Raw genomic sequence first — 16,619 nt, 5'->3', positions numbered from 1 at the left:
GCCCCGACATGGTGTCCGCAGCCTCGCTCGGCGGAATCTGGCTAAAGATGGCCCCGGCGCCGCATCGAACGATCGGGCGACGGGGCCTGCTCATACCGGGTTCAACCGGGTTAGAGGTTGGTTGTGTTGTTGGTCAGCGTGCCGCCGATCTTGTTGACGGCGTTGCCGAGGTCGTTGGCGAGCAGACCGAACGCCCCGATGATGACAACCGCCATCAGCGCCGCAATCAGTCCATATTCCATCGCGGTTACCCCGCGATCATCCCGTGCGAACGCAAGGCCGCGAACCGCGAGCCAGGTTTTCACGTAGTCAAGCATTGTCATGTCTCCTGCACACCGCATTACGATCCACTGCGCGGCGAAATTGACGACAGCGCCAGAATTTTGCTGGCAGAAGACCCGCAGCCGACTGCTGCGGACCGGAAACTCACCAGAGCATCAAATCAAAACAATCTTACTAAAACGTAAATTAGCTCGGCATTGAAATATTACTTTTGCTCTGTCTCAGGCTGTCTCGCGGGCGAGGAGAGACAATGCCGTCGCATCCGGCCGCGCTCCGATCCGGCCGATCGCCGCCGCCGCCACGCGGCTGGCCAGCGCCGCGCTCTCGACGAGCGATGCCTTGCGGGTGAGACCGACCATGAACCCGGCGGCATAGGCATCGCCCGCGCCGGTCGTGTCGACGACTTCGACCGGAACGGCAGCGACGACATGGCGTTCCGCGCCGGAAACGACGACGCTTCCCGCTTCGCTCCGGGTCAGCACTGCAAGCGGAAGCGTATGTGCGGCCTCTGTCACCGCGCCGTCGAAGTCGTTCTGTTCGAACAGCGAACAGATCTCGGCTTCGTTGGCAAACAGGATGTCGATGCCGCCGGAGGAAATCAGGTCGAGAAAGGCGGCCCGATGGCGATCGACGCAGAACGCGTCGGACAGCGAGAGCGCCACCTTGCGGCCGGCACCCCGCGCGATGCGGACGGCCTCGCGGAACGCATGCTGCGCCCGCGGCGGATCGAAAAGATATCCCTCGAGATAAAGAATCGAGGCGGACTGGATCGCCTCGGCGTCGAGGTCGGTATGGTCGAAATCGATGCAGGCGCCGAGATACGTGTTCATGGTGCGCTGGCCATCCGGCGTGACCAGGATCAGGCAGCGGGCGGTCGGTGCGCCCTCGGGCAGCGGCGCGTGCGGGAAGTCGACCCCGATCGCCCGCAGATCGTTGGCGAAGGCGATGCCAAGCTCGTCCCGCGCCACCTTGCCGAGAAAGGCGGCGCGGGCACCGAGGCCGGCCGCTACGGCGCAACTGTTGGCGACCGAGCCGCCAGAGGCGATCTGCCCCGGCGGCATCACCCCGAGAATGCGCTCGGCGGCCTCGGCGTCGATCAGCCGCATCGCGCCCTTGCGCATGTCGTGCCGGTCGAGAAAATGATCGTCGGTGCGGGCCAGCACATCGACGATCGCATTGCCGATGCCGATGATGTCATAGCGGGTCGCGTCCATGCCTGTCCCCTGCGAGGTCGTTGAAAATTCTCCCTTCGCCTATCACCCGAAAGGCCAAGTCACAAATCCGCCGCAAGCATGAACGCGCGGTTAATCGTGATCCATACGATCCCCTTGCGGAACCTTAGTAAAAATGCACGGTTTTGAGGGCGCGGGCGATTGTCCGGAGCGCGTGCCACGTGCTACCGGACAGACAGTAAAAGTTGTGGAGGGTTCGTGATCAGCTTCAGAAAACGCGACGATCAGCCGCCGGAGAGCAAGTCGCGGCAGACTCCCGCGCGGCAGGATGGCGCCGTGGACGATGGCCTCAGCATGCCTCCCTTCCGTCCCGCTTCCCCCGAAACGGTCCCGCAACCGGCGGATGACCAGCAGGCTAAGGAGATGCCCATGGCCAGAACCCCCTTTTCGCCCGGCCAGCCGGCCACCCCCCCGGCAGGCGGCGCCCCGGCCGGCCTTCCGGCCACCGGAACCGGCTTCCGTCCGTCGGTGCGTGATTCCGAGCCTGCCGAACGCCGCACCCTGGTGGTCGGCCGCGGCATCAGCCTGCAGGGCGTGGTTCAGGATGCCGAGCGGCTCGTGGTCGAAGGCACGGTCGAGGCGACCATGATCAAGGCCGCCGAACTTTCGATCAGCCCGGGCGGGGTGTTCAAGGGTGAGGTCGAGGTCGAGGAGGCGGAGGTCGCCGGCGTGATCGACGGCACGCTGACGGCACGGCATTCCCTGATCGTGCGGGCGACTGGCCGGGTTCTCGGAACTGCGCGCTGCCGCCGCCTGCAGGTCGAGGATGGCGGGCAGATCACCGGCCGTATCGAGATGATCACCGAAGGTGCGTCCAGCTCCCAGACTACTGACTGACGTCCGACTGGCCCGCGGAGGGCTTGAGCAAGCATGAGACGGGGCGTTTTCCTCTGCCTGTTGAGCGCAGCCGCGCTGGCAGGCTGCACCGCGCGACCGGGCGCCATGACGGGCGCATCGGTCGCGTCGGGAGAGAAAATCAGCCTGGTCGGTGCGACGCCGGGCGATCTGCGCGCCAATCTCGGCAAGCCTTCGCTGCTGCGGATCGATGGGCCAGCGCAAGTCTGGCTCTACCACTCGCGGATCTGCCGGCTCGATCTGGTGCTGTATCGCAGCACCGTCGGCCGGCCGGTCGTCCGCCTGGCGCGGACGATGCCGGCGGGCGTGCCCGATACCACCTGCGTTGCCAGTCTGGAACAGCAGCGCGCCTCCTGATATCGAACATATGAACGACCTGCGCGCCGAAAGCGCGCCTGGGCGCGGTTTCTCATGGAGGGCACATGAACGGTTTGCGGGTCGCGATCCAGATGGATCCGATGGAAAGCGTGGATATCGACGGCGATTCGACCTTCGTGCTGATGCTCGAGGCGCAGCGGCGCGGCCACACGCTCTGGCACTACACGGTGCGCGAGATGTGGCTGGAGAGCGGGGCTCTCAAGGCGCGGCTGCGGCCGGTGACGGTGCGCCGCGAGGCGGGCAACCACTTCACCTTCGGCCCGGCCGAGACGGTCGATCTCGCGTCGATGGACGTGGTGCTGATGCGCCAGGATCCGCCTTTCGACATGGGATACATCACGGCGACGCACCTGCTCGAGCATATCCACCCGCGCACACTCGTGGTGAACGACCCGGCATCGGTGCGCAACGCGCCCGAGAAACTGCTGGTCATGGAGTTCCCCGACCTGATGCCGCCCACGATGATCGCGTGGGACCGCGCCGCGATCCGCGAATTCCGCGCCCATCACCGGGACATCATCGTCAAGCCGCTCTTCGGCAATGGCGGGATGGGGATTTTCCGGATCAAGCCGGATGACGAAAATCTTGGCGCCCTGCTCGACACGCATTTCGGCAATTCCCGCGAACCGTTGATGGTCCAGCGCTACGAACCGGCAGTGCGGGCGGGGGACAAGCGGATCATCCTGATCGACGGCGAGCCGCTGGGCGCGATCAACCGCGTCCCCGTCGAGGGGGATGCGCGGTCGAACATGCATGCCGGTGGCGTCGCCCGCCCGACCACGATGACTGCGCGCGACCTTGAGATCTGCGAGCGAATCGGCCCGACGCTGAAGGCGCGCGGCTTGCTTTTCACCGGCATCGACGTGATCGGCGACTATCTTACCGAGATCAACGTCACCTCGCCGACCGGTCTGCAGCAGGTGGCGCGGTTCGATAACGTGCATCTCGAAGCGACGATCTGGGACAGGATCGAGGCGCGCCGCGCGCACGGCCCCTGATCGCCTGCCGCGCGGCCGTGCGGTCATCCCGCCCGGCCGCCGCGGTATTCGACAAGATCGAGCACGATATCCGATCCAAAAGGATCGGAAATTGCTCTGGTTATCAATAAGATAGAGCGCGACATCCGATCCAGAAGGATCGGAACGTGCTCTACAGGTTGGCGACGGCGTGCTGCCGCGCGAGGAACCAGGCATCCACCGCCGATTTCATCGATAGCGCGATGCGGCGGCGGAAAGCCGGGGTGCGAAGCTCGGCCTCGTCCGCGGGGTTGGAGAGAAAGGCGGTTTCCACCAGGACGCTGGGAATGGCGGAGGATTGCAGCACCGCGAAGGTGGCGTGGCGGGCCGGGTTCGGCAGCAGTGGCACATGGGGTGCCAGGGCGCCGACCATTTTCTGTTGCAGCAGATGCGACTCGATCTTGGTGCTGTGCGCCATCAGCGCGAACAGGATTTTCGCGACCTGCGGCGACACCCCGCGGAAATTCGGATTGGACAGGCTCTCGACACTGTTTTCCGACTGCGCCATCCGCGCCGCGAGCCGGTCGGATGCGTGGTTCGAGAAGGTGTAGATGCTGGCGCCGCGCACCGCCGGGTCATGCGCCACGGAATTCGCGTGGATCGAGAGAAACAGCGTCGCCTTGTGGCGTTCCGCGATATCCACCCTTGTCTGCAGCGGAATGAAGATGTCCCGCGAGCGGGTCATCACCACCTCGTAGCCGCCGCGTTCGAGCGCCTGGCGCAGGTCGTGGGCGGTCGAGAGCACGATGCTCTTCTCGAAGATGTTGCCCTGGCCGATGGCGCCGGGATCGTGCCCGCCATGGCCGGGGTCGATCACCACGAGGCGTCGCGCCGAGGCCTCGCGCCAGGCCGCGCGGCTGAGCCGGGGCGGCTGGCCGGGAGTGGCGCGCGCCAGGGCGGACTGCATCCACAGCGGCAGCGTGATTGTGGCTTTAACGCCTGAATCGAGCAGGAAGCGACGGGACAGACGCATCGCAAACCCCCTTTCTGTCGACTTGTAATACTGGCTTCGGCCATGAAGTGCCATCATGGTCTGAGGAATGCACGTTAAATCATTGAGATTGACAATAGGTTGATCGAAGCCGTCCGGCTTCCGGGCACCCCCGGGTTGTGGTTAGTTGCCGCCGACGCATATCGGTAGGGGGAGAAGATCATGCGCGCAACCTTCGTCTTCTACGGCGTCGCCCTGCTTGCCTATCTGCTGATCGACGCAGTCTGGCTGGGGCTGACCGCCGATACCGTCTACCGTGCGGCGCTCGGGCAGATCATGCTCGAAGGCTTCCGGCCGATCCCGGCGCTCGCGGTATACCTGCTCCAGGTGCTCGGCCTTGCGGTATTCGTGCGGCCACGTGCCTTTGCGGCCGGCGCCGCCGCCACGCTCGCCTACGGCGCCGCCTTCGGGGTCTTCACCTACGGCCTGTATGACCTCACCAACCTTGCCACCCTCAAAGGCTGGACGGTCGGGCTCAGCCTAATCGACATTGCCTGGGGTGGCACGGTTTCAGGCCTCGCCTCGGTCTGCGGATGGCTGGCGGCGCGGCGGCTGCTGCGGCCGCGCATTTTCAGGTAGCGCGGTTCAGCTTTCGCCCTGCGGCCGCTCGAAGGCATCCTTGCCGTCGAAGCGCTGCAGCTTTTCGACATGCATCCAGGAATGTTTCTGGCCGATCGCCTTGACCAGGTCCGAAATCCCCTGCGGCCCGTTGCCGGCGGCGGGCTCCTTGAGCATGAAGCGGCAGTCGAAATGATCGACGAGGAAGGTGCTGCCGCCGGTTGCAGGCCAGACCTGCACACCGCGATTGGAAATCGAATCAAGGCGCAGAGCGCTGCCTTCGGCAATCGCGGTCAGCGAGGCGCCGAGTTCGGCCGCCGACAGGCTGCTTTCGAGGAAGATATCGACGCCGAGCAACTCGCGGCTCGCGGGTTCGGTATGCGCGGTGCGGTCCGGCCAGGCCTTGAGCGTCAGCGGCCGGTAGGCGCGCGAGGGCAGATTGCTGGTGCGGCCGAGATTCTCGATCACCTGGCCGACGAATTTGTCGGTGCCGACGCCGTGGCCGCGGGGCGAGAGATCGCCGGTCAGGTTCTCGCCCTCGGCGAGGGTGATGAACAGCGCCTGCTCGATCGTTTCCGCCGTCTCGAAGGCGCCGATATGGCGGAGCATCATGATCGCGGCGGAGAGCAGCGCGGTCGGGTTGGCGAGGCCCTTGCCGGCGATGGTCGGCGCCGAGCCGTGCACCGCCTCGAAGATCGCCGCGTGATCGCCCAGATTGGAGGACGGCGCGATGCCGAGACCGCCGACCAGCCCGGCGGCGAGATCGGAAATGATGTCCCCGTTCATGTTGGAGGTCACGATCACGTCGAACTGCTCGGGGGCAATGACGAGCTGGTGGGCGCAGTTGTCGATGATGATGTGGTCCTGCGCGATGTCCGGATAGTCGGGCCCGACCGCCTCGAACACGCGCTTCATCATGCCCTCGGTGAGCTTCATGATGTTCGCCTTGCTCGCACAGGTCAGCTTCCGGCGATCTTCCGCCTGGGCAAGACCGAAGGCGGCGCGGATGATGCGCTCGCAGCCCGGCCGGGTCATCAGCTTGAGGCACTGGGCGACATCCGGCGTCTGCATGTGCTCGATGCCGGCATAGACGTCTTCGACATTCTCGCGAACGATGACCATGTCGATCCCGCGCCCGGTGAAGGGCGTCTTCACGCCAGGCAGTTCGCGGACCGGGCGGATATTGGCGTAAAGCTCGAAATGCTTGCGCAGGGTGACGTTGGCCGATTTGTTGCCATAGCCGACCGGGGTTTCCAGCGGCCCCTTCAGCGCGATCCCGTTGCGGGCGATGGAGTCGAGGGTTTCGCGCGGCGCGCCGGAAGCGATGCCCTTCCGGAACACTTCGGCGCCGGCTTCGGCGATTTCCCATTCGACCGGCGCATTGGCGGCCTCGAAGATGCGGCGCGTCGCGTCGAAGACTTCGGGGCCGATCCCATCGCCCGGCAGGGCGGTGACACGGGTCTTGGCGAGGGCGGGCGAGGCTGCGGTCATCGTTGGTCCCCCATGGTCAGGTTGTGGCTGCGCGTATACGCCCGCCGATCCAACGAGGCCACCGCAGCGCAGCAAATGGCAGCCCAGACGGAATACCGCGACAATGACACGAAACGGTTAACGAAATCTGCGCCAGACTGGCGCATGATCGCGTTTTCGCAAGGCTGAACCCCGCGCCGCGATCTGGACAGGGCGGGAGGTCTTTCTATTTTCGGGCAGAATGTCTGCCTCATCACCCACACGCGAACTTGATCGCCCTTCGCCCACGCGCTCTAACGGCGAGGTCGCGCTGCTGCCGATGACCATCGGCGCCTGCCTCGGCCTTGCCGCCGGATCGTTCTGCGGCGGCTCGCTGCAAAGCATCTACCCCTATGTCGCCGGCCGGCTGGCGACCAGCAGCGATCACGCGCTGTGGACGCTGACCTATTTCCTCATCCACTGGGCGCTCGGCATCGCGCTGATGCCCTGGTTCGCCCGCAAGCTCGGCTTCAAGCGTCTGTTTCTCGCCAGCATGATCATGCTGGCGGTCGGCGCGGGGATGGGAATCCTGTCCCATTCGCTGATGACGATGCTGGTGGCGCGCGGGGTGCAGGGCATTTCGTCCGGCCTGCTGGTGCCGCTGGTGCAGACGCTGCTGCTGCGCCACTTCCCGAAGCGCCATCACACGCTGGCCACGGCGCTATGGAGCAATTCGATGCTGGTGCCGTTCTTTTTCGGCCCGGCCTTCGGCGGCTGGCTGGCGGTGAATTACGACTGGATCGACCTGTTCTGGCTGGTGATCCCCTTCGCCCTGCTCGCCTTCGTGCTGATCCGGGTCTCCCTGCCGGAAGACCGGCCGACGGCGCCGCCGCCGCCTTTCGACCTTGTCGGCCTCGCCCTGCTCTGGCTCGGGTTGATCGCACTGCAGATCGTGCTGAACCAGGGCGAGCAGTTCGGCTGGTTCGGCTCGCCCTTCATCCAGCGCTACACGATCGCCGCCCTCCTGCTGCTCGGCTGCTTCGTGATCTGGGAGCTGACGAGCGAGGCCCCGCTGCTCGAACTGCGCTTCGTGACCAACCGGAATTTCGGCTTCGGCCTGCTGCTGCTCTGCCTCGGCTGGTCGATCTTTGTCGGCTGGAGCTCGATCCTGCCGCTCTGGACCGAGATCGATCTCGGCTACAATGGCTGGTGGGGCGGGGTTTTGCTGATCCCGCTGGCGCTCACCGCGATTCCGGTGGCCTCCGCCATGGGGCGCATCGCCCGGCATGTCAGCCTGCGGGTCCTCGCCGCGCTGTGTTTCCTGCTCTTCGCCATCGCCTTCGCCATCGCCGTCTACAATCCCGAGATCGGCCTTGCGGCAACGGTGCCGAGCGAGCTGCTGCAAGGCATTGCGGTCGGGATGCTGTTCGTGCCGCTGACCATGATCATCCTGTCGGAAATCCCGGTCGAGGATCTTGCGGCGGCCTCGACGACTAGCAATTTCATTCGCCTCGCCAGCGACATCGTCGGCGTCACGATGCTGCAGACGCTCTGGCAGCGGCACACCGAGGCCGTCGCGGCGCTGACGCGCGGGGCGATGAGCGAGTCCGTCCTGCGGCAGACGCTCGCCCATGCACGGCAAGACGGCGTCTCCCACGCGCAGGCGATGGCGATGATCGCCGGCCGGCTGCAACTCGATGCCAGCACCTGGAGCCTCGATGACGCGCTGCGCCTCTCCGCCTGGATATGTCTCGGCGCTGCGGCGGTCTCGCTCGTCCTGCTGAAGACGCCCCACCGCCAGGGGGGATGAGCGGCAGCCGGGGTTACGCGACGAACGGCATCAGCAGCATCACCGCGGCCTGTGCGGCGATCCCCTCGCCACGGCCGGTGAAGCCGAGGCGCTCGGAGGTCGTCGCCTTCACCGACACCCGATCGAGCGGAATGCCGGCCAGTTCGGCGACTCGGCTGCGCATCGCCAGCGCGTGGGGCGTGATTTTCGGCCGCTCGCAGATGATGGTGATGTCGACATTGGCGATCGCGCCGCCCTTTTCCGCGACCAGCCCCGCCGCATGGCGAAGGAACCGCGCCGAATCCGCATCCTTCCAGGTGGCCTCCGAGGGCGGGAAATGCCGGCCGATATCGCCCTCCGCCATCGCGCCGTAAATCGCGTCGCAAAGTGCGTGCAGCGCCACATCGGCGTCGGAATGGCCGGCCAGCCCCCTTTCATGCGGCACCTCGATGCCGCACAGCATCAGCTTCCTGCCCTCGGCCAGCACATGCACGTCATAGCCGGTGCCGGCACGGGGCAGGGCGCCGCGGGCGAGAAGGGTCTTGATGTCCATGGGCCGGGATCTCCAGATGGCGTGCAGGCAGGGTTCGCGCGGGAACAGGGCGGCTTTGGCAACTGGACGATTGCGCGTCAATGCCCGGCCCTGTAGTGCTTAATTCATGGGCAACGAGATGAGCAACTTTCCGAAATTGCGGCCGATCCGGCTCAAGGCGCCGGGCGGCGCCGCGCGCGATGTGACGATCGAGACGCCGGTGATCCTGGCGCCGATGTCCGGCGTTACCGACCTGCCGTTCCGCCGGCTGGTCAAGTCGATGGGCGCCGGGCTCGTGGTCTCGGAGATGATCGCCTCCTGGGCGATGATCCACGAGAACGCGGCAACGTTGCGCATGGCGTCGGTCGATGAGGGGACGGGGCCGAACTCGGTGCAGCTCGCCGGCTGCGATCCGGATGCGATGGCGGAGGCGGCGCGCATCGCCGTCGCCGGCGGCGCCGATCTGGTCGACATCAATTTCGGCTGCCCGGTGAAGAAGGTGGCGGTCGGCCAGATGGCCGGCTCGGCGCTGATGCGTGATGAGTTGCGCGCGGCGCGCATCCTCGAAGCCACGGCGAGGGCTGTCGACGTGCCGGTGACGCTGAAGATGCGCATGGGCTGGGACCGGCAGAGCCTGAACGCGCCGACCCTCGCGCGGATCGCGCAGGAAAGCGGCATCGCCATGGTCACGGTGCATGGCCGCACCCGCCAGCAATTCTACGAGGGCACGGCGGATTGGGATTTCATCGCCTCGGTGAAGGATGCGGTCGCCATCCCCGTCATCGCCAATGGCGACATCACGACCGAGGACGAGGCCGAGGAGGCGCTGCGCCGCTCGGGGGCCGATGGCGTGATGATCGGCCGCGGCGCCTATGGGCGGCCGTGGTTTCTCGCCCAGGTCGCGCGCTATCTCACCGCCGGGCAGAAGGTTCCGCCGCCAGACCTCGAAACCCGGCGCGACGTGCTGATCCGCCATTACCGCGCGATGCGCGCGCATTACGGCGAGCAGCCCGGCCTGCGCGTGGCCCGCAAGCATATCGGCTGGTATGTGCGCGGCCTGCCGGGGGCCGCCGAGTTCCGCGGCGTCGTCAACCGGCAGGACGATCCCGCCGTGGTCGAGGCAATGATCCATGACATCCATGCCCGGGCGATGGGCGAGGCGGCGGCGCCGGTGCAGGCGGCCGCATGACCGCCCCGCGCGGCGCCTTCGCGCGCCGGGGACCCGCGATCAGCACACCCGACATGCCGACCGGAGCAGGGCAGCTCCTCGCCGCACTGCCGCTCGCGGTGATCGAGCTTGACGCCGAGGACCGGTTTCTCTTCGCCAACTACGCGGCGGAGGAGATGTTCGGCGCGTCGCAGGCGGTGCTGGCCGGCCGCGCGCTGCACGAATTCGTGCCGGCCGATCACCCGATCTTCATCCTGCTCGACCGCGCCCGGCGCGACGAGGCGCCGGTTGCCGGGCATGATCTCGTCCTCGAAGGCCCGCGCTTCGCGCGTCGCGGCGTGTCGATGCAGGCGGCGGCGATCGTGGATGCGCCGGGCCATCTCGCCGTCACCCTGCAGGACAGCTCCGCCGCCCGCGCACTCGACCAGCAGCTCTCGGCGCGGAACGCCGCGCGCAGCATCACCGGCATGGCGGCGGTGCTCGCGCACGAGGTCAAGAACCCGCTTTCGGGCATACGCGGCGCAGCACAGCTGCTCGAGGCGAACGCCACGCCGGCGGACCGCGAACTCGCGGTGCTGATCCGCGACGAGGTCGACCGGATCCGCGACCTTGTCGAGCGGATCGAGGTGTTCGGCGACAAGCCGCTCGACGTGACGGCCATCAACATCCATCGCGTTCTCGAACATGTGCGCCGGCTCGCGCAATCGGGCTTCGGCGCGCGCATCCATTTCGTCGAGACCTACGACCCCTCGCTGCCGCCGGTCCTCGGCAATCGCGACCAGCTCGTCCAGGTCCTGCTCAACCTCGTGAAGAACGCCGCCGAGGCGATCGCCGAAACCCAGCGGCCGGATGGCGAGATCACGCTGATGACCGGCTTCCAGCACGGGGTGCGGCTGGCCGCATCCCCCGCGCGCGGGCAGCGCAACCTGCCGATCTTCATCGCGGTGCGCGACAATGGCGCGGGAATTCCCGAGGATATCCGGCGCCACCTGTTCGAGCCCTTCGTCAGCACCAAGGCCGCCGGTTCGGGGCTGGGGCTTGCGCTGGTCGCGAAGACCGTCGCCGATCACGGCGGGCTCATCAACGTCGACAGCCGGCCCGGCCGCACCGAATTCCGCATCCATCTCCCTCAGTTCGAGGATCGCGCCGAGAGCTCGCCATGACCACGCTGCCGACCATCCTGATCGCCGATGACGACCGCTCGATCCGCACCGTGCTCACCCAGGCGCTGGGCCGGTCGGGCTACCAGGTGCGCACCACCTCCTCGGCGGCCACGCTCTGGCGCTGGGTCGAGGATGGCGAGGGCGACCTTGTCATCACCGACGTGGTGATGCCGGACGAAAACGGACTCGATCTCGTGCCGCGGATCAAGCGCATCCGCCCCGAACTCCCCGTTCTGGTGATGAGCGCGCAGACCACGATCCTGACCGCCGTGCAGTCCACCCAGCGGGGGGCCTTCGAATATCTGCCGAAGCCGTTCGACCTCGGCGAACTCCTCGCCATCGTCGATCGCGCGCTGAAGCAGCCGCCGCTCACCGCACCCGCCGAGACCCAGGGCAGCCCGGAGGACAATCTTCCGCTGATCGGCCGTTCCGCGGCGATGCAGGAGATCTACCGCGTCATCGCCCGCCTGACCACGACCGACCTGACGGTGATGATCACCGGCGAATCCGGCTCGGGCAAGGAGCTTGTCGCCCGCGCGCTGCACGATTACGGCCGCCGCCGGCAGGGGCCGTTCGTGGCGATCAACATGGCCGCGATCCCGCGCGAACTGATCGAGAGCGAGTTGTTCGGCCATGAGCGCGGCGCCTTCACCGGGGCGACCAACCGCCATGTCGGCCGCTTCGAACAGGCCGCCGGCGGCACGCTGTTCCTCGACGAGATCGGTGACATGCCGCCCGAGGCGCAGACGCGGCTGCTGCGCGTGTTGCAGGAGGGCGAGTTCACCACCGTGGGCGGGCGCCAGCCGATCCGGGCGAATGCCCGCATCGTCGCCGCCACCCATCGCGACCTCAGGGTGCTGATCCGCTCGGGCCAGTTCCGCGAGGACCTGTTCTACCGGCTCAATGTGGTGCCCATCCGGCTGCCGCCCCTGCGCGAGCGGCCGGATGACATTCCGCTTCTGGCGCAACATTTCCTCAACCGCGCCCATGCGGAGGGGCTGCCGGCCAAGACCATGGCGCCCGAGGCGATGGCGCGGCTTGCGCAGCATCGCTGGCCGGGCAATGTGCGCGAGCTCGAAAACCTGATGCGCCGGCTGTCCGCCCTGGTGCCGCAGGCGACGATCACCGAGGAAATCATCGAGGCCGAGCTCGCCGACCGGACGATGGACGAGGCGGCACACGCCGCGGGAGACGAGCCGGGCGCGGGGGCGCAGCAGGGTATCGAGCACGTGATCGAGCGGCATGTCGCGCGCCTGATCGCCGAGGCGCGCGAGGCCGGCGAGGACGGCGTTCTCTACGACCGCATGATCGCCACCTTCGAGGCGCCGCTGATCCGCCTCGTGCTCGGAGAGACCCGCGGCAACCAGATTCGCGCCGCGGCGATGCTGGGTCTCAACCGCAACACGCTGCGCAAGAAGATCCGCGAGCACGATATCGGCGTGACCCGCCGGGTTGGCTGAGAGGGCGATGGAACCGCAAGCCGCACCGCTCGCGTTGCCCGCGAAGCCGCGCCGCAGGGGGCCGCTCGATTTCCTGCTCGGCCGGGTATCGACGCTCATCCTGGCGACGCTCGCGCTGCTGCTCGGGATCGGCTCGTTCGCCTATCTCGCCGGCGGCATCAAGCTCGAGCTGCATTCGGGCGCCGCCGTGGGTCTTGCGATCGGCGATATCGCGATCCTGCTGCTGCTGATCACGGTGCTGGCGGCCAGCGTCACCCGCGTGGTGATGGAAAGCCGGCGCGGCGCGGCGGGGGCGCGGCTTCATGTCCGCCTCGTGCTATTGTTCGGCGGCGTGGCTGCGGTGCCGGCCATCCTCGTTGCCATCTTTGCCGCCGTCTTCTTCAATCTCGGCATCCAGGCCTGGTTCAACCAGCGGGTGCGCACCGCACTCGCCGAAAGCCAGCAGGTCGCCGAAGGCTATCTCGACGCGAAGAAGAACAGCATCCGGCTCGATGCGCTGGCGATCGCCAACCAGCTCAACCAGAACGGGCCGATCTTCTACGGCAATCCGCAGAATTTCTTCGACCAGGGATTCCTGAACGTTCTGGTGGCGCAGACCGCGCTGCACGGTCTCACGCAATCGGCGATCTTCGAGCCGCTGACGAACAAGGTGGTGGCCTCGGCTGGGCTGTTCTCCTCCGAGGGGGTGACCCTGCCGCCCGGCAACATCATCGCCGAGGCGGAGAAGCACCAGGTCGCTGTCTGGAGCGCGCCGAACTCGCTGCTGGAGCGCGCCGTCGTCGAGCTGGAGGCGACGCCGACGCTGATGCTGATGGTCGAGCGGCCGATCGACCCTTCCATCCTCGCCCATGTCGACCGTACGCGCCAGGCCGTCGCGGAATATAACCGGCTGGAACATCACCGCGCCCAGTTCGAGCTGTTCTTCGCGCTGATCTTCGCGACCGTGGCGCTGCTGGTGCTCTCCGGCGCCGCGCTGATCGGGCTGCTCTTCGCCAACCAGATCGCCCGGCCGATCTCCTACCTCATCGAGGCGGCCGAGCGGGTGCGCACCGGCGACTATCATGTGCGGGTTCCGGAAGGCGACACGCGCGACGACGTTGCCGGCCTCTCCCGCGCCTTCAACCGCATGACCGGGCAGATCGCCGAGCAGCGCGCCGAGCTGATGAGCGCCTATGGCCAGATCGACGAGCGTCGCCGCTTCACCGAAACCGTGCTGGCGGGGGTTTCCGCCGGGGTCATCGGGCTTGACCCGCGCGGCCGGATCGAACTGCCCAACCGCGCCGCCTCCGACCTGCTCGGGATCGACCTGCTCGATCACCTGGGCGGCGCGCTCGGCGATCTCGTGCCGGCCTTCCTGCCGCTGCTCGACCAGGTTCGCGAGACCCCGGCGCGGCCGGCGACCGGCGAGATCGATTACGCGAGAGGCGGCGACCGAAGGGTATTTCTCGTGCGCATCGGCGCCGATCTCAAGGGCGAACGGCCGACCGGCTTCGTCGTCACCTTCGATGACATCACCGAGCTGCAATCGGCGCAGCGCAAGGCCGCCTGGGCCGATGTGGCGCGGCGGATCGCGCATGAGATCAAGAACCCGCTGACCCCCATCCAGCTCTCTGCCGAGCGGCTGAAGCGGCGGTTCGCCCGCGAGATCACCTCCGACAAGGACAGCTTCACCCAGTGCGCCGACACGATCGTCCGCCATGTCGGCGATATCGGGCGGATGGTCGATGAATTCTCCGCCTTCGCGCGGATGCCCCAGCCCAGCATCAAGCCCGAGGATCTGGCGCGGATCGCGCGCGAGGCGGTGATCCTCCAGCGCGGGGCGCATCCCGGCATCGAATGGGTGGTGGAAAGCCCCGAACCCGCGCCGCGTGCGGCGTGCGACGCCCGCCTGATCGGCCAGGCGCTGACCAACCTGTTGCAGAACGCGGCCGACGCCATCGGCATGCGCCCGGACAATGTGGGGCGCGAGGCCGCCAACGGCCATGTCCGGCTCCGCATCGAGCGGCAGGGCGAAGAGTTCAGGGTCTCGGTCAGCGATGATGGAATCGGCCTGCCCGTGCAGGATCGCGCCCGGCTGGTCGAGCCCTATATAACGCAGAAGCCGAAAGGAACCGGGCTGGGCCTCGCCATCGTTCGCAAGATCATGGAAGATCATCACGGCAGACTTGAACTCGCCGACCGCGAGGATGGGGCCGGAGCCGTGGTAACACTGGTGCTGAAGGCGAGTTAGGAGATTCATGTCCGAGATACTGATCATCGATGACGAGCCCGATATCCGCCTGCTGGTCGACGCGATCCTGCAGGACGAAGGCTATGCCACGCGCAATGCCGGCAATTCGGACGAGGCGCTGGCCGCGTTCCGCGAGCGCCGGCCGTCCCTCGTCGTGCTGGATGTCTGGTTGCAGAATTCGCCGCTCGACGGGCTCGATCTCCTGAAGGTGATGAAGGCCGAGGACGAGGGCGTGCCAGTGGTGATCATTTCCGGCCACGGCACGATCGAGATGGCGGTGAACGCCATCCAGCTCGGGGCGTATGATTTCATCGAAAAGCCGTTCAAGTCGGACCGGCTGATCCTCGTCATCCAGCGGGCCCTGGAGGCGGCGCGGCTCGCCGCGGAAAATGCCGAGCTGCGGCTGCGTGCCGGGGCCGATTCCAGCCTGACCGGCGATAGCCCGGCGATCAACGGGCTCCGCCATGCCATCGACAAGGTCGCGCCGACCGGCTCGCGTGTGCTGCTCTCAGGAGCCGCCGGTGCGGGCAAGGAGGTGGTCGCGCGGATGATCCATGCCAGCTCGAAGCGGGCGGATCAGCCCTTCATGGTGCTGAACTGCGCGATCCTCGCCCCCGAGCGCTTCGAGATGGAGCTGTTCGGCACCGAGGCGGGGGCCGATCCGCAGGCGCAGCCGCGCCGCGCCGGCGTGCTGGAGCGCGCCCATGGCGGCACGCTCCTCCTCGACGAGATTGCGGACATGCCAGTGGAAACCCAGGGCAAGATCGTCCGCGTCCTGCAGGACCAGGCCTTCGAGCGCATCGGCGGGTCGACGCGGGTCAAGGTCGATGTCCGCATCATCGCCAGCACGGCGCGCGACCTGCAGGCGGCGATCGGCGCCGGGCGGTTCCGCCAGGATCTGTATTATCGCCTCGCGGTGGTGCCGCTGCGGGTTCCCTCGCTGCGGGAACGGCGGGAGGATATCCCCGCCCTCGCGCAGCATTTCCTCAAGCGTGCGGCCGACACGTCGGGCCTGCCGCTGCGCCCGCTCTCATCCGAGGCGCTCGCAGCACTCCAGGTGCATGACTGGCCGGGCAATGTCCGCCAGCTCCGCAATGTGATGGACTGGCTGATGATCATGCATCCGGGCGAGCCCGGCGAACCCTTCCGCGCCGAGCATTTGCCCGCCGAGATCGGCGCGCACGCGCCCCGCGCCCTGGCGATCGACCCGCTGGCCGACATCATGGCCCTGCCGCTGCGCGAGGCGCGGGACGTCTTCGAGACGCAATATCTCCAGGCGCAATTGCTGCGTTTCGGCGGCAATATCAGCCGCACGGCGAATTTCGTCGGCATGGAGCGCAGCGCCCTGCACCGCAAGCTCAAGCAGCTGGGCATCGGCGCCGAGGATCGCGGCGCGCTCTGATCCGGGCGGCGTTTCTGATCCGCCGCCAGGCGGAATGCCCGGCGGCGGCGCGGATGGTCTAGAGCATCATCCGATCAGATGGAATCATCTGATCGGATAAAGATGCTCGACTTA

General features: G+C 67.1%; 15 protein-coding genes. 10 read left to right on the top strand and 5 right to left on the bottom strand.

Annotated features, from left to right (window positions below):
- Positions 1 to 110: 110 nt before the first annotated feature.
- Complete coding sequence (locus HUW10_RS09570) at positions 111 to 323, bottom strand: Flp family type IVb pilin (RefSeq protein ID WP_236656322.1); 213 nt, start codon at positions 321 to 323, stop codon at positions 111 to 113.
- A 180-nt stretch (positions 324 to 503) separates the two neighbouring features.
- Positions 504 to 1,496 (bottom strand): adenosine kinase, encoded by a 993-nt coding sequence (locus HUW10_RS09565; RefSeq protein WP_174503288.1) that lies wholly within the window; start codon positions 1,494 to 1,496, stop codon positions 504 to 506.
- A 387-nt stretch (positions 1,497 to 1,883) separates the two neighbouring features.
- Between HUW10_RS09565 and HUW10_RS09560 the strand changes: the two genes are divergently transcribed.
- The 3 genes from HUW10_RS09560 to gshB all read left to right on the top strand — a co-directional run bounded on the left by HUW10_RS09560 (position 1,884) and on the right by gshB (position 3,745).
- Positions 1,884 to 2,351 carry a polymer-forming cytoskeletal protein gene (locus tag HUW10_RS09560; protein ID WP_174503287.1) on the top strand — a complete coding sequence of 156 codons (468 nt, stop codon included), beginning with the start codon at positions 1,884 to 1,886 and terminating at the stop codon, positions 2,349 to 2,351.
- 33 nt (positions 2,352 to 2,384) lie between these two features.
- Positions 2,385 to 2,726, top strand: a complete 342-nt coding sequence (locus tag HUW10_RS09555) for a hypothetical protein (RefSeq protein ID WP_174503286.1) — start codon at positions 2,385 to 2,387, stop codon at positions 2,724 to 2,726.
- Between the two features lie 65 nt (positions 2,727 to 2,791).
- Positions 2,792 to 3,745 carry a glutathione synthase gene (gshB, locus tag HUW10_RS09550; RefSeq protein ID WP_174503285.1) on the top strand — a complete coding sequence of 318 codons (954 nt, stop codon included), beginning with the start codon at positions 2,792 to 2,794 and terminating at the stop codon, positions 3,743 to 3,745.
- Between the two features lie 151 nt (positions 3,746 to 3,896).
- Here gshB and HUW10_RS09545 read toward each other — a convergent pair whose 3' ends face one another.
- Positions 3,897 to 4,736 (bottom strand): N-acetylmuramoyl-L-alanine amidase, encoded by an 840-nt coding sequence (locus tag HUW10_RS09545; RefSeq protein WP_174503284.1) that lies wholly within the window; start codon positions 4,734 to 4,736, stop codon positions 3,897 to 3,899.
- Between the two features lie 180 nt (positions 4,737 to 4,916).
- On the opposite strand from HUW10_RS09545, the gene HUW10_RS09540 reads away from it, so the two are divergent.
- Positions 4,917 to 5,333, top strand: a complete 417-nt coding sequence (locus tag HUW10_RS09540) for a DUF2177 family protein (protein ID WP_174503283.1) — start codon at positions 4,917 to 4,919, stop codon at positions 5,331 to 5,333.
- Positions 5,334 to 5,339: 6 nt separating this feature from the next.
- Here HUW10_RS09540 and HUW10_RS09535 read toward each other — a convergent pair whose 3' ends face one another.
- Positions 5,340 to 6,803 carry an NADP-dependent isocitrate dehydrogenase gene (locus HUW10_RS09535; RefSeq protein ID WP_174503282.1) on the bottom strand — a complete coding sequence of 488 codons (1,464 nt, stop codon included), beginning with the start codon at positions 6,801 to 6,803 and terminating at the stop codon, positions 5,340 to 5,342.
- Between the two features lie 298 nt (positions 6,804 to 7,101).
- Here HUW10_RS09535 and HUW10_RS09530 point away from each other — a divergent pair, with 298 nt between their 5' ends.
- Positions 7,102 to 8,571 carry a DHA2 family efflux MFS transporter permease subunit gene (locus HUW10_RS09530; protein ID WP_236656321.1) on the top strand — a complete coding sequence of 490 codons (1,470 nt, stop codon included), beginning with the start codon at positions 7,102 to 7,104 and terminating at the stop codon, positions 8,569 to 8,571.
- Between the two features lie 13 nt (positions 8,572 to 8,584).
- On the opposite strand, the gene ispF is transcribed toward HUW10_RS09530, so the two are convergent.
- Entirely contained in the window at positions 8,585 to 9,103 is a 519-nt protein-coding gene (gene ispF / locus HUW10_RS09525) for a 2-C-methyl-D-erythritol 2,4-cyclodiphosphate synthase (protein ID WP_371808623.1), read from the bottom strand.
- Between the two features lie 118 nt (positions 9,104 to 9,221).
- On the opposite strand from ispF, the gene dusB reads away from it, so the two are divergent.
- From dusB to HUW10_RS09500, 5 genes are read left to right on the top strand one after another with little or no spacing between them, the layout of a single operon-like run.
- Complete coding sequence (gene dusB, locus HUW10_RS09520) at positions 9,222 to 10,271, top strand: tRNA dihydrouridine synthase DusB (RefSeq protein ID WP_236656320.1); 1,050 nt, start codon at positions 9,222 to 9,224, stop codon at positions 10,269 to 10,271.
- Positions 10,268 to 11,413: a nitrogen regulation protein NR(II) gene (locus tag HUW10_RS09515; protein ID WP_174503279.1), complete on the top strand. Its 1,146-nt coding sequence runs from the start codon at positions 10,268 to 10,270 to the stop codon at positions 11,411 to 11,413. The genes dusB and HUW10_RS09515 overlap by 4 nt, the downstream gene beginning before the upstream one ends.
- Positions 11,410 to 12,873: a nitrogen regulation protein NR(I) gene (gene ntrC / locus HUW10_RS09510; RefSeq protein WP_174503278.1), complete on the top strand. Its 1,464-nt coding sequence runs from the start codon at positions 11,410 to 11,412 to the stop codon at positions 12,871 to 12,873. Before HUW10_RS09515 ends, ntrC begins: the two co-directional genes overlap by 4 nt.
- A gap of 7 nt (positions 12,874 to 12,880) precedes the next feature.
- The gene (locus tag HUW10_RS09505) at positions 12,881 to 15,103 is read left to right on the top strand and encodes a PAS domain-containing sensor histidine kinase (RefSeq protein ID WP_174503277.1); all 2,223 of its coding nucleotides are present in this window, start codon (positions 12,881 to 12,883) and stop codon (positions 15,101 to 15,103) included.
- Between the two features lie 7 nt (positions 15,104 to 15,110).
- Entirely contained in the window at positions 15,111 to 16,505 is a 1,395-nt protein-coding gene (locus tag HUW10_RS09500) for a sigma-54 dependent transcriptional regulator (protein WP_174503276.1), read from the top strand.
- The last annotated feature ends 114 nt before the right edge of the window (positions 16,506 to 16,619 follow it).

The sequence above is a fragment of the Acidiphilium sp. C61 genome (assembly GCF_905116885.1).
In the GTDB taxonomy this organism is placed as follows: Bacteria; Pseudomonadota; Alphaproteobacteria; order Acetobacterales; family Acetobacteraceae; genus Acidiphilium.
Note: the sequence above shows the minus strand (reverse complement) of the source record. Positions and strands in the feature narration are given on the sequence as shown.

Coding starts and splice junctions, on each gene's coding strand:
- HUW10_RS09570 (WP_236656322.1), bottom strand. CDS start 323: ATGACAATGCTTGACTACGTGAAAACCTGGCTCGCGGTTCGCGGCCTT.
- HUW10_RS09565 (WP_174503288.1), bottom strand. CDS start 1,496: ATGGACGCGACCCGCTATGACATCATCGGCATCGGCAATGCGATCGTC.
- HUW10_RS09560 (WP_174503287.1), top strand. CDS start 1,884: ATGGCCAGAACCCCCTTTTCGCCCGGCCAGCCGGCCACCCCCCCGGCA.
- HUW10_RS09555 (WP_174503286.1), top strand. CDS start 2,385: ATGAGACGGGGCGTTTTCCTCTGCCTGTTGAGCGCAGCCGCGCTGGCA.
- gshB (WP_174503285.1), top strand. CDS start 2,792: ATGAACGGTTTGCGGGTCGCGATCCAGATGGATCCGATGGAAAGCGTG.
- HUW10_RS09545 (WP_174503284.1), bottom strand. CDS start 4,736: ATGCGTCTGTCCCGTCGCTTCCTGCTCGATTCAGGCGTTAAAGCCACA.
- HUW10_RS09540 (WP_174503283.1), top strand. CDS start 4,917: ATGCGCGCAACCTTCGTCTTCTACGGCGTCGCCCTGCTTGCCTATCTG.
- HUW10_RS09535 (WP_174503282.1), bottom strand. CDS start 6,803: ATGACCGCAGCCTCGCCCGCCCTCGCCAAGACCCGTGTCACCGCCCTG.
- HUW10_RS09530 (WP_236656321.1), top strand. CDS start 7,102: ATGACCATCGGCGCCTGCCTCGGCCTTGCCGCCGGATCGTTCTGCGGC.
- ispF (WP_371808623.1), bottom strand. CDS start 9,103: ATGGACATCAAGACCCTTCTCGCCCGCGGCGCCCTGCCCCGTGCCGGC.
- dusB (WP_236656320.1), top strand. CDS start 9,222: ATGAGCAACTTTCCGAAATTGCGGCCGATCCGGCTCAAGGCGCCGGGC.
- HUW10_RS09515 (WP_174503279.1), top strand. CDS start 10,268: ATGACCGCCCCGCGCGGCGCCTTCGCGCGCCGGGGACCCGCGATCAGC.
- ntrC (WP_174503278.1), top strand. CDS start 11,410: ATGACCACGCTGCCGACCATCCTGATCGCCGATGACGACCGCTCGATC.
- HUW10_RS09505 (WP_174503277.1), top strand. CDS start 12,881: ATGGAACCGCAAGCCGCACCGCTCGCGTTGCCCGCGAAGCCGCGCCGC.
- HUW10_RS09500 (WP_174503276.1), top strand. CDS start 15,111: ATGTCCGAGATACTGATCATCGATGACGAGCCCGATATCCGCCTGCTG.